Origin of the sequence: Streptomyces sp. NPDC055955 (genome assembly GCF_042270245.1) — a bacterium.
GTDB lineage: Bacteria > Actinomycetota > Actinomycetes > Streptomycetales > Streptomycetaceae > Streptomyces.
This window is the reverse complement of the sequence record NZ_JBHJYS010000001.1, coordinates 160,914-175,540: the sequence shown is the minus strand read 5'-3', so window position 1 is coordinate 175,540 and position 14,627 is coordinate 160,914. Positions and strand designations below refer to the sequence as shown.

14 protein-coding genes are annotated in these 14,627 nt (G+C 70.5%); 12 read left to right on the top strand and 2 right to left on the bottom strand.

What is annotated here, in order from left to right; genetic code table 11:
* Nucleotides 1–173 precede the first annotated feature (173 nt).
* Together ACFC96_RS00700 and galE are read right to left on the bottom strand one after the other, a co-directional pair.
* Nucleotides 174–1,106 carry a cation diffusion facilitator family transporter gene (locus ACFC96_RS00700; RefSeq protein ID WP_376251750.1) on the bottom strand — a complete coding sequence of 311 codons (933 nt, stop codon included), beginning with the start codon at nucleotides 1,104–1,106 and terminating at the stop codon, nucleotides 174–176.
* Between the two features lie 156 nt (nucleotides 1,107–1,262).
* A complete protein-coding gene (gene galE / locus ACFC96_RS00695; protein ID WP_376609377.1) occupies nucleotides 1,263–2,246 on the bottom strand; it encodes a UDP-glucose 4-epimerase GalE in 984 nt (327 codons plus the stop codon).
* Between the two features lie 271 nt (nucleotides 2,247–2,517).
* Here galE and ACFC96_RS00690 point away from each other — a divergent pair, with 271 nt between their 5' ends.
* The 12 genes from ACFC96_RS00690 to ACFC96_RS00635 all read left to right on the top strand — a co-directional run bounded on the left by ACFC96_RS00690 (nucleotide 2,518) and on the right by ACFC96_RS00635 (nucleotide 14,555).
* On the top strand, nucleotides 2,518–4,332 hold the full coding sequence (locus tag ACFC96_RS00690) for a DUF5941 domain-containing protein (RefSeq protein ID WP_376609891.1): 1,815 nt from the start codon (nucleotides 2,518–2,520) through the stop codon (nucleotides 4,330–4,332).
* Nucleotides 4,329–5,081 (top strand): sugar phosphate nucleotidyltransferase, encoded by a 753-nt coding sequence (locus ACFC96_RS00685; RefSeq protein WP_376251753.1) that lies wholly within the window; start codon nucleotides 4,329–4,331, stop codon nucleotides 5,079–5,081. The genes ACFC96_RS00690 and ACFC96_RS00685 overlap by 4 nt, the downstream gene beginning before the upstream one ends.
* The gene (locus ACFC96_RS00680; protein ID WP_376228238.1) at nucleotides 5,069–6,136 is read left to right on the top strand and encodes an iron-containing alcohol dehydrogenase family protein; all 1,068 of its coding nucleotides are present in this window, start codon (nucleotides 5,069–5,071) and stop codon (nucleotides 6,134–6,136) included. Before ACFC96_RS00685 ends, ACFC96_RS00680 begins: the two co-directional genes overlap by 13 nt.
* Nucleotides 6,114–6,893 (top strand): CDP-alcohol phosphatidyltransferase family protein, encoded by a 780-nt coding sequence (locus ACFC96_RS00675; protein WP_376251755.1) that lies wholly within the window; start codon nucleotides 6,114–6,116, stop codon nucleotides 6,891–6,893. The genes ACFC96_RS00680 and ACFC96_RS00675 overlap by 23 nt, the downstream gene beginning before the upstream one ends.
* Nucleotides 6,890–7,774 carry a glycosyltransferase family 2 protein gene (locus ACFC96_RS00670; protein ID WP_376251757.1) on the top strand — a complete coding sequence of 295 codons (885 nt, stop codon included), beginning with the start codon at nucleotides 6,890–6,892 and terminating at the stop codon, nucleotides 7,772–7,774. The genes ACFC96_RS00675 and ACFC96_RS00670 overlap by 4 nt, the downstream gene beginning before the upstream one ends.
* A 95-nt stretch (nucleotides 7,775–7,869) precedes the next feature.
* Nucleotides 7,870–8,799 (top strand): ABC transporter permease, encoded by a 930-nt coding sequence (locus ACFC96_RS00665; RefSeq protein WP_376251758.1) that lies wholly within the window; start codon nucleotides 7,870–7,872, stop codon nucleotides 8,797–8,799.
* Nucleotides 8,792–9,589, top strand: coding sequence for an ABC transporter ATP-binding protein (locus ACFC96_RS00660; protein WP_340460131.1), 798 nt, complete (start codon nucleotides 8,792–8,794; stop codon nucleotides 9,587–9,589). The genes ACFC96_RS00665 and ACFC96_RS00660 overlap by 8 nt, the downstream gene beginning before the upstream one ends.
* A gap of 425 nt (nucleotides 9,590–10,014) precedes the next feature.
* A complete protein-coding gene (hpnC, locus tag ACFC96_RS00655; protein WP_376609889.1) occupies nucleotides 10,015–10,920 on the top strand; it encodes a squalene synthase HpnC in 906 nt (301 codons plus the stop codon).
* On the top strand, nucleotides 10,917–11,867 hold the full coding sequence (hpnD, locus tag ACFC96_RS00650; protein WP_376609375.1) for a presqualene diphosphate synthase HpnD: 951 nt from the start codon (nucleotides 10,917–10,919) through the stop codon (nucleotides 11,865–11,867). Before hpnC ends, hpnD begins: the two co-directional genes overlap by 4 nt.
* Nucleotides 11,867–12,016, top strand: coding sequence for a DUF6380 family protein (locus ACFC96_RS00645; RefSeq protein ID WP_376251760.1), 150 nt, complete (start codon nucleotides 11,867–11,869; stop codon nucleotides 12,014–12,016). The genes hpnD and ACFC96_RS00645 overlap by 1 nt, the downstream gene beginning before the upstream one ends.
* Nucleotides 12,013–13,428 carry a hydroxysqualene dehydroxylase HpnE gene (gene hpnE / locus ACFC96_RS00640; RefSeq protein ID WP_376609373.1) on the top strand — a complete coding sequence of 472 codons (1,416 nt, stop codon included), beginning with the start codon at nucleotides 12,013–12,015 and terminating at the stop codon, nucleotides 13,426–13,428. Before ACFC96_RS00645 ends, hpnE begins: the two co-directional genes overlap by 4 nt.
* A complete protein-coding gene (locus ACFC96_RS00635) occupies nucleotides 13,425–14,555 on the top strand; it encodes a polyprenyl synthetase family protein (protein WP_376251764.1) in 1,131 nt (376 codons plus the stop codon). The genes hpnE and ACFC96_RS00635 overlap by 4 nt, the downstream gene beginning before the upstream one ends.
* Nucleotides 14,556–14,627: the final 72 nt, after the last annotated feature.

The window sequence follows — 14,627 nt, the reverse complement described above, 5'->3', positions numbered from 1 at the left end:
ACGCCCCGACAACCGAAGAGGGGGAGAGTCAGCCGGTGGCCCGGGAGATGGGGATGCACCTGTCGCTGCGCGGGGCAGCGCTCACCGCGACGACAGTCATCAACCCACCTCCTCAAAGATTCCTGGCCAACGTAGCACGCAGCGTGCGCGCCCGGTCCCTGACGGACGAGAACTCAGTGGCAGAGCTTCGCCTCGTGCTCCGCGTGTCCGACCGGCTCCAGCTGGAAGGTGCAGTGTTCGACGTCGAAGTGGACGCCGAGGCAGCCCTGGAGCTCGTGGAGCATCTTCTCGTGCCCGATGGCGTTGAGGGCCTCCGAGCTCACGACGACGTGCGCGGACAGGACGGGCATGCCCGAGGTGATCGTCCAAGCGTGCAGGTCGTGCACGTCCAGGACGCCGGGGAGCGCCGCGATGTGCGCGCGCACCTCCGCCATGTCGACACCCTTCGGGGCCGCTTCGAGCAGGACGTTCAGCGTCTCCTTCAGCAGCTTCACGGTCCGCGGGACGATCATGAGGCCGATGGCGATCGAAGCGATCGGGTCGGCGGCCTGCCAGCCGGTGGTCAGGATGACCGTCGCCGAGACGATCACGGCGGCCGAGCCCAGCGCGTCCGCGGCCACCTCGAGGAAGGCGCCGCGCACATTGATGCTCTCCTTCTGGCCGCGCACCAGGATCGACAGCGAGATCATGTTCGCGACGAGGCCGATCACGCCGAAGACGATCGTCAGCCCGCCCTCGGTCTCGGCGGGTTCCATGAACCGCCGGATCGCCTCGACCAGCACATAGCCGCCGACGCCGAGCAGCAGCAGGCAGTTGGCGAGCGCGGCCAGGATCTCGGCGCGGGCGAAGCCGAACGTGCGCTGTTCGCTCGCGGGACGGTTGGCGAAGTGGATGGCGAGCAGCGCCATGCCGAGGCCGAGCGCGTCGGTCGCCATGTGTGCCGCGTCCGCGACCAGGGCGAGCGAGTCCGCGAGGACCCCGCCGACGATCTCGACCACCATCACGGTCAGCGTGATGCCGAGCGCGATGCGCAGCCGGCCCAGATGCGCGGCCGAGGCCGTGCCCGTGGGCGCGTGGCTGTGCCCGTGATCGTGTCCGGCCCCCATGGAAACCGCCCTCCGTCCGTTGTGCGGCGCACCTCGTCGGCCGCCCCCGATATCACAGTGAACTACGGGTAGGGGGTATCTGCAAACACTGCACTGAACACCGTTGTCATATGCCCTGACCTGCGGAAATGGGTGCAGGTCAGGGCGTCGCGAGGCTCAGTTGCCGGCGGTCTGCGGGTGTCGCAGCCGCCAGCCCGCCCACGCCGACTCGACCATCTCGCGCACCCCGCGACGCGTCGCCCAGCCGAGCTCCTTCGCCGCGAGCTCCGCGACGGCCACCGCGCGCGGGGAGTCGCCCGCGCGGCGCGGCTCGACCACGGCCGCCCGCGGATCGCCGCTGACCTCGGAGATCAGGTCGACCAGTTCCCGTACGGAGACGCCCTCGCCGGAGCCGATGTTCACCGTCAGGTCGCCCGTCGCGCCCGGCTCCGTGAGCCGGCGCGCGGCCGCGAGATGGGCCTCGGCGAGATCGGCGACGTGCAGATAGTCACGTACGCACGTGCCGTCCGGCGTCGGGTAGTCGTCGCCGAAGATCCGAGGGGCCTCGCCGCGGCTCAGCCGGTCGAAGACCATCGGGATCACGTTGAAGACGCCGGTGTCCGCGAGTTCGGGGGCGGCGGCGCCCGCCACGTTGAAGTAGCGCAGGCACACGGTCGCCATGCCGTGCGCACGGCCGGCCGCCCGCACCAGCCACTCGCCCGCCAGCTTCGTCTCGCCGTACGGGCTCATCGGCGCGCAGGGGGTGGACTCGGTGATGAGGTCCACATCCGGATTGCCGTACACGGCCGCGGACGAGGAGAAGACGAAGCGTCGCACGCCGGCCGCGGCGACCGTGTCCAGGAGTACCGCCAGGCCGCCCACGTTGTCGCGGTAGTAGAGCTCGGGGCGCTCCATGGACTCCCCGACCTGCTTGCGGGCCGCGAGATGCACCACACCGGTCACGGAGTGCTCGGCGCACACCCGCTTCACCAGCTCGGCGTCCAGGGCCGAGCCCCTGACCAGCTCGATGTCCGACGGCAGCCGCTCGGTCACCCCGGTCGAGATGTCGTCGAGGACGACCACGGCCTCACCGGCGGCAGCCATCGCCCGCGCCACATGTGCCCCGATATAACCCGCTCCACCTGTGATCAGCCATGTCATGGTCGACCACCCTAGGGTGTGCCCCTGTGCGCCTGCCCGGGCCCTCGCGCGACCGGCGGTTTGTGGGGCGGGGCCTTGATCGACAATGATGACGGGGCGGTCGGGCACACTCAGACCGCTCTTATCGGGCCGTAAACGGGCGGTGAACGCCCGCTTCTCATCATCCGATAGCCTCTGCCGACGTGCCGCCCGGCCGGTCTCGGCCCGGGGCGCCCCCACCACGCCTGTGCCCGCCGCGCCGGCGTGCAGGCAATCCAAGGAGTGAGTTCGTCTGTCGACCGCCATCGTCACCGGTCAGCCGGTACCCGGGTCGTCGCTCGAGGGCGAGCTGCGGGCACTCGGCTTCGACGTGCGGCTCGCCCCGGACGCCGCACAGGCAGGGGCGGCGCTGGCCGCGGTCCCGGCAGGACAGCGGGTCGCGCTCGTCGACGCGGGCTTCGTGGGCCACACCCACGCCCTGCGCCTCGGCCTCACCGACCCGCGCTTCGCCGCCTCGGCCGTCCCCGGAGCCGTCTCCGTACAGCCCGCGGCCCGCGAGGCGCTGACCGGCGCCCTGCGCGACACCGCCCAAGGGTCTTCCCCGACGGACTTCGGTACGCGGGCCGGCACGCTGGCCGGCGTACTCGCCGACCGGGTCGCCGAGCGACTGACCGCGTCCGGCACCGAGGTGCACCACCCCGAGCTCGGTGAGCTCGTCGCCGCCGTGCCCGCCGACCCGCAGGCCCGCAACGAGGCCCGCCAGGCGGTCGCCGCCGTCGACGACGAGGCGATCCGGCTGCGTACCGCGGTCAAGGCACGCGACGGCTTCTTCACGACCTACTGCATCAGCCCGTACTCCCGCTACATCGCCCGTTGGTGCGCCCGGCGCGGTCTCACCCCCAACCAGGTGACGACCGCCTCGCTGTTCACCGCGCTGATCGCGGCGGGCTGCGCGGCCACCGGCACCCGTATCGGCTTCGGCGCCGCGGGACTGCTGCTCCTCTTCTCCTTCGTCCTGGACTGCACGGACGGGCAGCTCGCCCGCTACTCCCTGCAGTACTCGACGCTCGGTGCCTGGCTCGACGCGACCTTCGACCGGGCCAAGGAGTACGCCTACTACGCGGGCCTCGCGCTCGGCGCGGCCCGCGGCGGTGACGACGTGTGGGCGCTCGCCCTCGGCGCGATGGTCCTGCAGACCTGCCGTCATGTCGTGGACTTCTCCTTCAACGAGGCGAACCACGACGCGACGGCCAACACCAGCCCCACCGCGGCCCTCTCGGACAAGCTCGACAGCGTCGGGTGGACGGTCTGGGTGCGCCGGATGATAGTGCTGCCGATCGGCGAACGCTGGGCCCTGATCGCGGTACTCACCGCGCTGACGACGCCGCGCATCACGTTCATCGTCCTGCTGATCGGCTGTGCCCTCGCGGCGACGTACACCACGGCCGGCCGCGTCCTGCGCTCGCTGACCCGCCGGGCCACCCGCACGGACCGGGCCGCGCAGGCCCTCGCGGAGCTCTCCGACAGCGGGCCGCTGAGCGAACTGTTCCAGCGAGTCGTGCGCGGTGTGCCTCGTCACACGGCCCCGGCGATCGCCGCGCTCGGAACCCTGGTCCTCGTACTCGCCACCGCGCTGTCGGACTACGGCAGCTGGTGGCCCGTCCTCGGCGCCGCCGTCTACGCGCTGACCTCCGCCGCGGCCGTCTCGCGCCCCCTCAAGGGCCCCCTCGACTGGCTGGTCCCGCCCGTCTTCCGCGCCGCCGAATACGGCACGATCCTGCTGATCGCAGCGAAAGCGGACGTAAACGGAGCGTTGCCGGCGGCTTTCGGACTGGTGGCCGCGGTCGCCTACCATCACTACGACACGGTGTACCGCATTCGCGGTGGCACCGGCGCGCCCCCGCACTGGCTGGTCCGGGCGATCGGCGGGCACGAGGGCAGGACGCTGGTGGTCACCGTGATCGCCGTGCTGCTCACCGCAACAGATTTCACCGTCGCGCTCACGGCGCTCGCCGGGTTCGTGGCACTCGTGGTGCTCGCCGAGAGCATCCGCTTCTGGGTCTCTGCTGGAGCACCCGCCGTACACGATGAAGGAGAACCCGCATGATCGGCCTCGTCCTGGCCGCCGGCGCAGGCAGCCGGCTCCGCCCCTACACCGAGACGCTCCCCAAGGCGCTCGTGCCCGTAGCGGGCGAGGGAACCGAGAACGAGCTCTCCGTCCTCGACCTCACTCTGAAGAACTTCGCCGAGATCGGCCTCACCGAGGTCGGCATCATCGTCGGCTACCGCAAGGAGGTCGTCTACGAGCGCCAGGCGGCGCTCGAGGCGAAGTACGGCCTGAAGCTGACGCTGATCGAGAACGACGTCGCCGAGAAGTGGAACAACGCCTACTCCCTGTGGTGCGGCCGTGACGCCATCAAGCACACGGTGATCCTCGCCAACGGCGACACCGTGCACCCGGTCTCCGTGGAGAAGACGCTGCTCGCCGCCCGCGGCAACGGCAAGAAGATCATCCTCGCCCTGGACACCGTCAAGGACCTGGGCGACGAGGAGATGAAGGTCGTCGTGGACCCCGAGACGGGCGTCCAGAAGATCACGAAGCTGATGGAGCCGTCCGAGGCCACCGGCGAGTACATCGGCGTCACCCTCATCGAGGGCGAGGCCGCCGACGAGCTGGCCGACGCCCTGAAGGCCACGTACGAGCGTGACCCGCAGCTGTACTACGAGGACGGCTACCAGGAGCTCGTGAACCGTGGCTTCAAGGTCGACGTCGCTCCGATCGGCGACGTGAAGTGGGTCGAGATCGACAACCACGACGACCTCGCCAAGGCCCGGGAGATCGCGTGCCAGTACTGACCCGGCTGATGCCGAGTCCGGTCGTCGTCGACATCCGGGCCGGCGCGCTGGACGACCTCGCCACCATCCTCACCGACCAGCGCATCGCCCCCACCGGCAAGCTCGCCTTCGCGATCAGCAGTGGCGCTTCCGGCAAGGTCCTCAGGGAGCGGTTCGCACCGGCGTTTCCGGGCGCGGACTGGTTCGACGACGCGGACGGCACCATCGACGGCGCCGTCAAGCTCGCCGACTCGATAAAGAAGGCGGGCCGCTACGACGCGGTGGTCTCGCTCGGCGGTGGCAAGGTCGTCGACTGTGCGAAGTACGCGGCGGCCCGGGTGGGCCTGCCGCTGGTGGCCGTTGCCACGAACCTCGCGCACGACGGTCTGTGCTCGCCGGTCGCGACGCTGGACAACGACGCGGGCCGTGGCTCGTACGGTGTGCCGACCCCGATCGGCGTGGTCATCGACCTCGACGTCATCCGGGACGCCCCCGCCCGGTTCGTCCGGGCCGGCATCGGCGATGTCATCTGCAAGATCTCCGCCGTCGCCGACTGGGAGCTCTCGCACGAGGTCAACGGCGAGCAGGTCGACGGCCTGGCCGCCGCGATGGCCCGCCAGGCCGCGCACGCGGTGCTGCGGCACCCGGGCGGCATCGGTGACGACGACTTCCTCAGCGTGCTCGCCGAGTCGCTGGTGATGTGCGGTCTCGCGATGTCCGTGGCCGGGGACTCGAGGCCCGCCTCGGGCGCCTGCCACGAGATCTGCCACGCCTTCGACCTGCTCTTCCCCAAGCGCAACGCGCAGCACGGGGAGCAGTGCGGGTTCGGCGGGGCGTTCGCCACGTTCCTTCGCGGTGACCACGACAGCGCGAAGGAGATGGTCGAGACGCTGCGCCGGCACGGCCTGCCGGTCCTCGCCAAGGAGATGGGCTACAGCGACCAGGACGTCGTGGACGCGGTGCTCTTCGCCCCGCAGACGCGCCCCGGCCGCTACACGATCCTCGAGCACCTCAACCTCAACGCCGACCAGATCAGGGACGCCTACGCCGACTATGCAAAAGCCATCGGTAGCTGAGCTGCGCCCGGTCGTTCACCCCGCAGGGGTGAAGGACCGGCGGAGCGGCGAGCACTGGGGCGGCCGGCTCTACATGCGCGAGATCTCGCTGCGCATAGACCGCCACCTCGTGAACACCAAGGTCAGCCCCAATCAGCTGACCTACCTGATGACCGTGTGCGGCGTCCTCGCGGCGCCCGCGCTGCTGGTCCCGGGTGTCTGGGGCGCCGTCCTCGGCGTCGTCGCGGTCCAGCTGTACCTGCTGCTCGACTGCGTCGACGGCGAGATCGCCCGCTGGCGCAAGCAGTACTCGCTCGCCGGCGTCTGGATGGACCGCGTCGGCGCGTACCTGACCGATGCCGCCGTACTCGTCGGCTTCGGTCTGCGCGCCGCCGACCTGTGGGGTTCCGGCCGTATCGACTGGCTGTGGGCCTTCCTCGGCACGCTCGCCGCGCTCGGCGCCATCCTGATCAAGGCCGAGACGGACCTGGTCGGCGTGGCCCGCGCGCAGAACGGCAAGGAGCAGGTCAAGGAGTCCGCGTCCGAGATCCGGACCTCCGGCATGGCGCTCGCCCGCAAGGCGGCGTCGGCGCTCAAGTTCCACCGCCTCATCCTCGGTATCGAGGCGTCGCTGCTGATCCTGGTCCTCGCGATCGTCGACCAGATCCGGGGCGACCTCTTCTTCACGCGCCTGGGCGTGGCCGTTCTGGCGGGCATCGCGCTGCTGCAGACCGTGCTGCACCTGGTGTCCATCCTGGCGTCGAGCAGGCTGAAGTGAGTACGCGGATGAAGGTCGGCGCGGTGATCATCACCATGGGCAACCGCCCCGAGGAGCTGCGCGCCCTCCTCGACTCCGTCGCCAAGCAGGACGGCGACCGGGTCGAGGTGGTCGTGGTCGGCAACGGCTCCCCGGTCCCGGACGTCCCCGCCGGTGTGCGCACCGTCGAGCTGCCCGAGAACCTCGGTATCCCGGGCGGGCGCAACGTCGGCATCGAGGCCTTCGGGCCCTCGGGCTCCGACGTGGACGTGCTGCTGTTCCTCGACGACGACGGCCTCCTGCCGAACACGGACACGGCCCAGCTCTGCCGCGAGGCCTTCGAGGCCGATGCGAAGCTGGGCATCATCAGCTTCCGGATCGCCGACCCGGAGACCGGTGTCACCCAGCGCCGTCACGTCCCGCGCCTGCGTGCCGCCGACCCGATGCGCTCCTCGCGCGTCACCACGTTCCTCGGTGGCGCCAACGCGGTGCGCACCCGCGTGATCGCGGAGGTCGGCGGCCTGCCCGACGAGTTCTTCTACGCCCACGAGGAGACCGACCTCGCCTGGCGTGCCCTCGACGCGGGCTGGATGATCGACTACCGGGCGGACATGGTGCTGCACCACCCGACCACGGCTCCCTCCCGGCACGCGGTCTATCACCGCATGGTCGCCAGGAACCGGGTCTGGCTCGCGCGCCGGAATCTGCCCGCGCTCATCGTCCCCGTCTACCTCGGCGTCTGGCTGCTTCTCACGCTCGCCCGTCGCCCCTCCGGACCTGCGCTGAAGGCCTGGTTCGGTGGGTTCAAGGAAGGCTGGACGAGCCCGTGCGGCCCCAGGCGGCCCATGAAGTGGCGTACGGTGTGGCGCCTGACCCGACTGGGCCGACCTCCGATCATCTGACAAGCTCGTGTCTGAGCATTCGGCCCGTACCCCGGTCCCTGGCCCGTGCCTATGCCCGACCAGGCTGCGCACTTTGAAGACGAAAGTTTCCACTAGTGAGTGAGACAACGCATGACGGCGGAGTCGCGGTGACCGCGCGTCCGTCGCCCGACGAGGGGCTCTCCCCGGCCGACCTGGCCGCCAAGTACGGTCTGACCGTCAGCGGCGCCAGGCCCGGCCTGTTCGAGTACGTCAGCCAGCTGTGGGGGCGGCGTCACTTCATCCTCGCCTTCTCGCAGGCGAAGCTCACCGCCCAGTACAGCCAGGCCAAGCTCGGCCAGCTCTGGCAGGTGGCGACGCCGCTGCTGAACGCGGCCGTGTACTACCTCATCTTCGGCCTCATCCTGCACGCCAGCCGGGGCATGTCGATGGACGTGTACATCCCGTTCCTGGTCACGGGCGTCTTCGTCTTCACCTTCACGCAGAGCTCGGTGATGGCGGGCGTGAGGGCGATCTCGGGCAACCTGGGTCTGGTGCGCGCCCTGCACTTCCCACGGGCCTCGCTGCCGATCTCGTTCGCGCTCCAGCAGCTCCAGCAGCTGCTGTTCTCGATGATCGTCCTGTTCATCGTCGCGATCGGCTTCGGCAGCTACCCGGGTATGTCCTGGCTGCTGATCGTCCCGGTGCTCGCGCTCCAGTTCCTCTTCAACACCGGACTCGCGCTGATCATGGCGAGGCTGGGCTCGAAGACCCCGGACCTGGCGCAGCTCATGCCGTTCGTGATGCGTACGTGGATGTACGCGTCCGGCGTGATGTTCTCCATCCCGATCATGCTGGCCGACAAGCCCGCGTGGGTCGCCGACCTCCTGCAGTGGAACCCGGCCGCCATCTACATGGACCTGATGCGCTTCGCGCTCATCGACGGATACGGCTCCGGAAACCTGCCGCCGCACGTGTGGGCGGTCGCGGGGGGCTGGGCCGTGCTGGTCGCCGTCGGCGGCTTCGTCTACTTCTGGAAGGCAGAGGAGCGGTACGGCCGTGGCTGACGAAGATCTTCTGGGCAAGAACGCAGGCAAGGGACACATCCCGACCGTCATCGCGGACGGGCTGCACATCGTGTACCGCGTCAACGGCGCCAAGACGGGCAAGGGCAGCGCCACCGCGGCGCTGAGCCGCATCGTCAAGCGCGGCGAGGAGCGCGGTGTACGCAAGGTGCACGCGGTCAAGGGCGTCACCTTCACCGCGTACCGCGGCGAGGCGATCGGCCTGATCGGCTCGAACGGGTCCGGCAAGTCGACCCTGCTGCGCGCGATCGCCGGGCTCCTGCCGGCGGAGAAGGGCAAGGTCTTCACCGACGGCCAGCCCTCGCTCCTCGGTGTGAACGCGGCGCTCATGAACGACCTGACGGGCGAGCGGAACGTCATACTCGGCGGGCTCGCGATGGGTATGTCCCGCGAGCAGATCCGGGAGCGTTACCAGGAGATCGTCGACTTCTCGGGCATCAACGAGAAGGGCGACTTCATCACGCTCCCGATGCGCACGTACTCCTCCGGCATGGCGGCACGGCTGCGCTTCTCCATCGCGGCGGCCAAGGACCACGACGTCCTCATGATCGACGAGGCCCTGGCCACGGGTGACCGCAAGTTCCAGAAGCGCTCCGAGGCCCGCATCCGCGAGCTGCGCAAGGAGGCCGGCACGGTCTTCCTCGTCAGTCACAACAACAAGTCGATCCGCGACACCTGCGACCGCGTGCTCTGGCTGGAGCGGGGCGAGCTGCGTATGGACGGACCGACAGCTGAGGTACTCAAGGAGTACGAGAAGTTCACGGGCAAGTAGCCGGGCGGCCTCCGGGCAACCCTCTGCACCCGTTTCGCGTCTCAAGGCCCCGCCGGGAACTCTTCGGCGGGGCCTTGATATGCATGTAGATGGCAATTGATTCCCGCCGAGGTCAAGTGAAGGTCAACTTCCTTGCGTGCAGGGAAGCTTGGAGTCAATCGGTGTGTTGTTGTGATCTGCACGAAACCCCGTCGGGGCGGGGCCGGTTGTACAACGTAAGCTGTACCGGTGCCGATTCGCGGCAAAGGGGCGATAATGCGCGACACCCTGACGCAGGGGTCGGTCTGCCGCGCCTGAGACTGGGCGGCGTGTCCGAAATAGGATGTTTTGGATCGGCAGTGTAGAACGGGAGATGTGACGGCAATGGCTATGGAAACTTTCCAGCTCCACGATGCTTTCGCCGTCCTAGTACCGGGCAGCGCGTGGTGACGGGATCATCGGGGGCGTCCGCCGGGTCCCCGGCCGGGGCGACACTCGACAAGGCCGCCGACGAGAACTTCCCGGTGGCCCCCTTCTTCCTGCCCCGGGACTGGCGCGACGACCTGATGGCCGTCTACGGCTTCGCCCGCCTCGTCGACGACATCGGTGACGGCGACCTCGCCCCCGGCGGCGCCGACGCCCGCCTCCTGGGCGTGTCACCCGAACGGGCTGACGGGGACCGGCTGGCTTTGCTGGACGCCTTCGAGGCCGACCTTCACCGGGTGTTCGATTCAACCCCCCGTCACCCCCTTCTGCGTGCCCTGCAGACCACCGTGCACCGTCGCGGTCTCACCCCCGAACCCTTCCTCGGCCTCATCGAGGCCAACCGCCAGGACCAGCTGGTCACGCGCTACGAGACGTACGACGACCTGCTGGCCTACTGCGAGCTCTCCGCCAACCCGGTCGGCCGCCTCGTCCTCGCGATCACCGGCACGGCGACCCCCGAGCGCATCCGCCGCTCGGACGCCGTGTGCACCGGCCTCCAGATCGTCGAACACCTTCAGGACGTCGGCGAGGACCTGAGGCAGGGCCGCATCTACCTGCCCGCCGAGGACATGAAACAGTTCCACGTCCAGGAGTCCGATCTCGCCGCACCCACGGCGGGCGCATCGGTGCGCGCCCTGGTCGCGTTCGAGGCCGAACGCGCCCTCGGTCTCCTGAATGAAGGCACCCCCCTCGTGGGTAGCGTCCACGGCAGGCTGAAGCTGCTGCTTGCCGGGTTCGTGGCAGGGGGGAAGGCGGCGGTCACCGCGATCGCCGCCGTTTCGTACGACGTACTTCCTGGACCGCCCAAGCCCACCAAGCTCCGGTTGCTGCGTGAGGTGGGAGCGACTCTGCGAGGAGAGGGGTGAGCCGGACCGTGGAGTCAGATCAGCACGTGTCGGCAGCGGTACTCGCCGCATACAGCTACTGCGAGACCGTGACCGGACAGCAGGCACGTAACTTCGCCTATGGCATCAGGCTGCTGCCGACGGCCAAGCGGCGCGCCATGTCGGCGGTGTACGCGTTCTCGCGCCGCGTCGACGACATCGGCGACGGAGCGCTGCCGCCGGACGTCAAGGCCGACCGGCTCGACGAGACCCGGGCCCTGCTCGCCCGGGTGCGCGACGGCGACGTGGCGGAGGACGACACCGACCCGGTGGGCGTCGCCCTCGCGCATGCCGCGCACCGTTTCCCGATCCCGCTCGGCGGCCTCGACGAGCTCATCGACGGCGTCCTGATGGACCTGCGCGGCGAGACGTACGAGACCTGGGACGACCTCAAGGTCTACTGCCGCTGCGTCGCCGGCGCCATCGGCCGGGTCTCGCTCGGCATCTTCGGCACCGAGCCGGGCGCGCGCGGCACCGAGCGCGCCTCCGAGTACGCGGACACGCTCGGGCTGGCGCTTCAGCTCACCAACATCCTGCGCGACGTGCGGGAGGACGCGGCGGACGGCCGCACCTACCTGCCCGCCGACGACCTCGCCAAGTTCGGCTGCTCGGCCGGCTTCGACGCCCCGACGCCGCCGGCCGGCTCGGACTTCGCGGGCCTCGTGCACTTCGAGGTGCGCCGCGCCCGCGCCCTGTTCGCCGAGGGGTACCGGCTCCTGCCGCTGCTCGACCGGCGCAGCGGCGCCTGCGTCGCCGCCATGGCCGGCATCTACCGGCGCCTGCTCGACCGCATCGAGCGCGAGCCCGAGGCCGTCCTGCGCGGCCGCGTCTCGCTCCCCGGGCGTGAGAAGGCGTACGTCGCCGTGCGTGGCCTGTCCGGTCTCGACGCCCGCGGCGTCTCCCGGCAGCACCTCAGGAGGCGTGTCTGATGAGCACGTCCGACAGAGCGGTCCCCACCGACGGGAAACTGCGGGCAACCCTTCGCGCCGGCGCGGCGTCCATGACTTCAGCAGCCTGCGGTGCGCTTTTCAACCATCGCGAGCACACTGGCAAAGCGGCCGGAGGGGAGGGCGCATGAGCACCGCGAACCTGCGGCCCGAGGAGCCGGGCGCGCAGAGAGCCGACGGAACCGGACGGCAGACCGCGGTCGTGGTCGGCGGTGGTCTCGCCGGGGCCACGGCCGCACTCGCGCTCGCCGACGCGGGTCTCGACGTCACCCTGCTCGAAGGGCGCCCGAGGCTGGGCGGCCTCGCGTTCTCCTTCAAGCGCGGCGACCTCACCGTCGACAACGGCCAGCACGTGTACCTGCGCTGCTGCACCGCCTACCGCTGGTTCCTCGACCGCATCGACGGTACGGCCCTGTCGCCCCTGCAGGAACGTCTCGACGTGCCCGTCCTCGACGCCGACAGGAACCGGCTCGGCCGACTGCGCCGCACCGCACTGCCCGTGCCGCTGCATCTCGCCGCGAGCCTCGCCACCTATCCGCATCTCTCGCTCGCCGAGCGCGCCAACGTCGGGCGTGCCGCGCTGGCCCTCAAGGGGCTCGACCTGGGCGATCCGGCCCTGGACGAAAGGGACTTCGGCAGCTGGCTGGCCGAACACGGCCAGTCGCGGCGCGCCGTCGAGGCCCTCTGGGACCTGGTGGGCGTCGCCACCCTGAACGCCGTCGCCGGCGAGTCCTCGCTCGGGCTCGCGGCCATGGTGTTCAAGACCGGGCTGCTGTCCGAACCGGGCGCGGCCGACATCGGCTGGGCGCGCGTCCCCCTCGGTGAACTCCACGACACCCTCGCCCGCAAGGCGCTCGACTCCGCGGGCGTACGCACCGAACTCCGTGCACGCGTCACCTCCATCTCCCGTACGGAGAACGGGCGTTGGAGCGTGGAGGTTCCCGGGGAGCGGATCGCGGCGGACACCGTGGTCCTCGCCGTGCCCCAGCGCGAGACGTACGATCTGCTGCCCGACGGCGCGCTCGACGACGCCGAGCGGCTGCTCGCCATCGGGACCGCGCCGATCCTCAACCTGCACGTCGTCTACGACCGCAAGGTCCTCAAGCGGCCCTTCTTCACCGCGCTCGGCTCGCCGGTGCAGTGGGTCTTCGACCGCACGGAAGCGTCCGGGCTCACCGAGGGGCAGTACCTCGCCGTGTCCCAGTCCGCCGCGCAGGACGAGATCGACGAGCCCGTCGCCGTGCTGCGCGAGCGCTACCTGCCCGAGTTCGAGCGGCTGCTGCCCGCCGCCCGGGGCGCGAAGGTACTCGACTTCTTCGTCACCCGGGAGCGCACGGCGACCTTCGCGCCGGCCCCCGGAGTCGGCGCGCTGCGGCCCACGGCCCGCACCAACGCCCCCGGCCTGTACCTGGCCGGCGCGTGGACCGCCACCGGGTGGCCCGCGACCATGGAAAGCGCGGTACGCAGCGGTGTCAGTGCCGCCGATGCCGCTCTCGCCGCACTCGACCGCCCACGCGGTCATCTGTTCAGGGAGGCGGCATGAAGCTCGATCTCCAGGGGGCGGACCATCCGGCCCCCGGCGACGTAACAAAAGGAGACCCTGTGCCCGCTGTGCCCTCGGCCGAACCGGCTGCCGACGCGGTGGACGTGACCGCGCTGCTCGAGCGCGGCCGGACCCTGGCCACCCCGGTGCTGCGGGCCGCCGTGGACCGCCTCGCACCCCCGATGGACACCGTCGCCGCCTACCACTTCGGCTGGATCGACGCCCAGGGCAACCCGGCCGACGGTGACGGCGGCAAGGCGGTGCGTCCCGCGCTCGCCGTGCTGTCCGCCCAGGTACCCGGCGCGGCGCCCGAGGTGGGCGTACCCGGCGCGGTCGCCGTCGAGCTGGTGCACAACTTCTCGCTCCTGCACGACGACCTGATGGACGGCGACGAACAGCGCCGCCACCGGGACACCGTCTGGAAGGTGCACGGCCCGGCGCAGGCCATCCTCGTCGGCGACGCGCTCTTCGCCCTCGCCAACGAGGTGCTCCTCGAACTCGGCACCGTCGAGGCCGGCCGCGCCACGCGCCGCCTGACCTCCGCCTCGCGCGCCCTGATCGACGGGCAGGCGCAGGACATCAGCTACGAGCACCGCGAGCGGGTCACCGTCGAGGAGTGCCTGGAGATGGAGGGCAACAAGACCGGCGCCCTGCTGGCCTGCGCCTCCTCCATCGGCGCCGTGCTCGGCGGCGCCGACGACCGGACCGCGGACCAGCTGGAGAAGTACGGCTACCACCTCGGCCTCGCCTTCCAGGCCGTCGACGACCTGCTCGGCATCTGGGGCGACCCGGAGGCCACCGGCAAGCAGACCTGGAGCGATCTGCGTCAGCGCAAGAAGTCACTGCCCGTCGTCGCCGCGCTCGCCGCGGGCGGCCCCGCGTCCGAGCGGCTCGGTGAACTCCTCGCCGCCGACGCGAAGAGCAGCGACTTCGACACCTTCTCCGAGGAGGAGTTCGCGGCCCGCGCCGCCCTCATCGAGGAGGCCGGCGGCCGCGACTGGACTGCCGAGGAGGCGCGCCGGCAGTACGCCGTCGCCATCGAGGCCCTGGACTCCGTCCGGATGCCGGACCACGTGCGGGCGCAGTTCGTCGCGCTCGCGGACTTCGTCGTCGTACGAAAGAGATGATCACTATCGGCCGTATATGACTCGCAGTCGCCGGCCGGTGCCCATCCAGGGCATCGGCCGACGGCGGACCCA

What these genes read in the sequence shown, in the direction of transcription:
- galE (WP_376609377.1), bottom strand. Translation starts at nt 2,246, where the DNA reads ATGACATGGCTGATCACAGGTGGAGCGGGTTATATCGGGGCACATGTG.
- ACFC96_RS00685 (WP_376251753.1), top strand. Translation starts at nt 4,329, where the DNA reads ATGATCGGCCTCGTCCTGGCCGCCGGCGCAGGCAGCCGGCTCCGCCCC.
- ACFC96_RS00645 (WP_376251760.1), top strand. Translation starts at nt 11,867, where the DNA reads ATGAGCACGTCCGACAGAGCGGTCCCCACCGACGGGAAACTGCGGGCA.
- ACFC96_RS00700 (WP_376251750.1), bottom strand. Translation starts at nt 1,106, where the DNA reads ATGGGGGCCGGACACGATCACGGGCACAGCCACGCGCCCACGGGCACG.
- ACFC96_RS00675 (WP_376251755.1), top strand. Translation starts at nt 6,114, where the DNA reads ATGCAAAAGCCATCGGTAGCTGAGCTGCGCCCGGTCGTTCACCCCGCA.
- ACFC96_RS00635 (WP_376251764.1), top strand. Translation starts at nt 13,425, where the DNA reads ATGAAGCTCGATCTCCAGGGGGCGGACCATCCGGCCCCCGGCGACGTA.
- hpnE (WP_376609373.1), top strand. Translation starts at nt 12,013, where the DNA reads ATGAGCACCGCGAACCTGCGGCCCGAGGAGCCGGGCGCGCAGAGAGCC.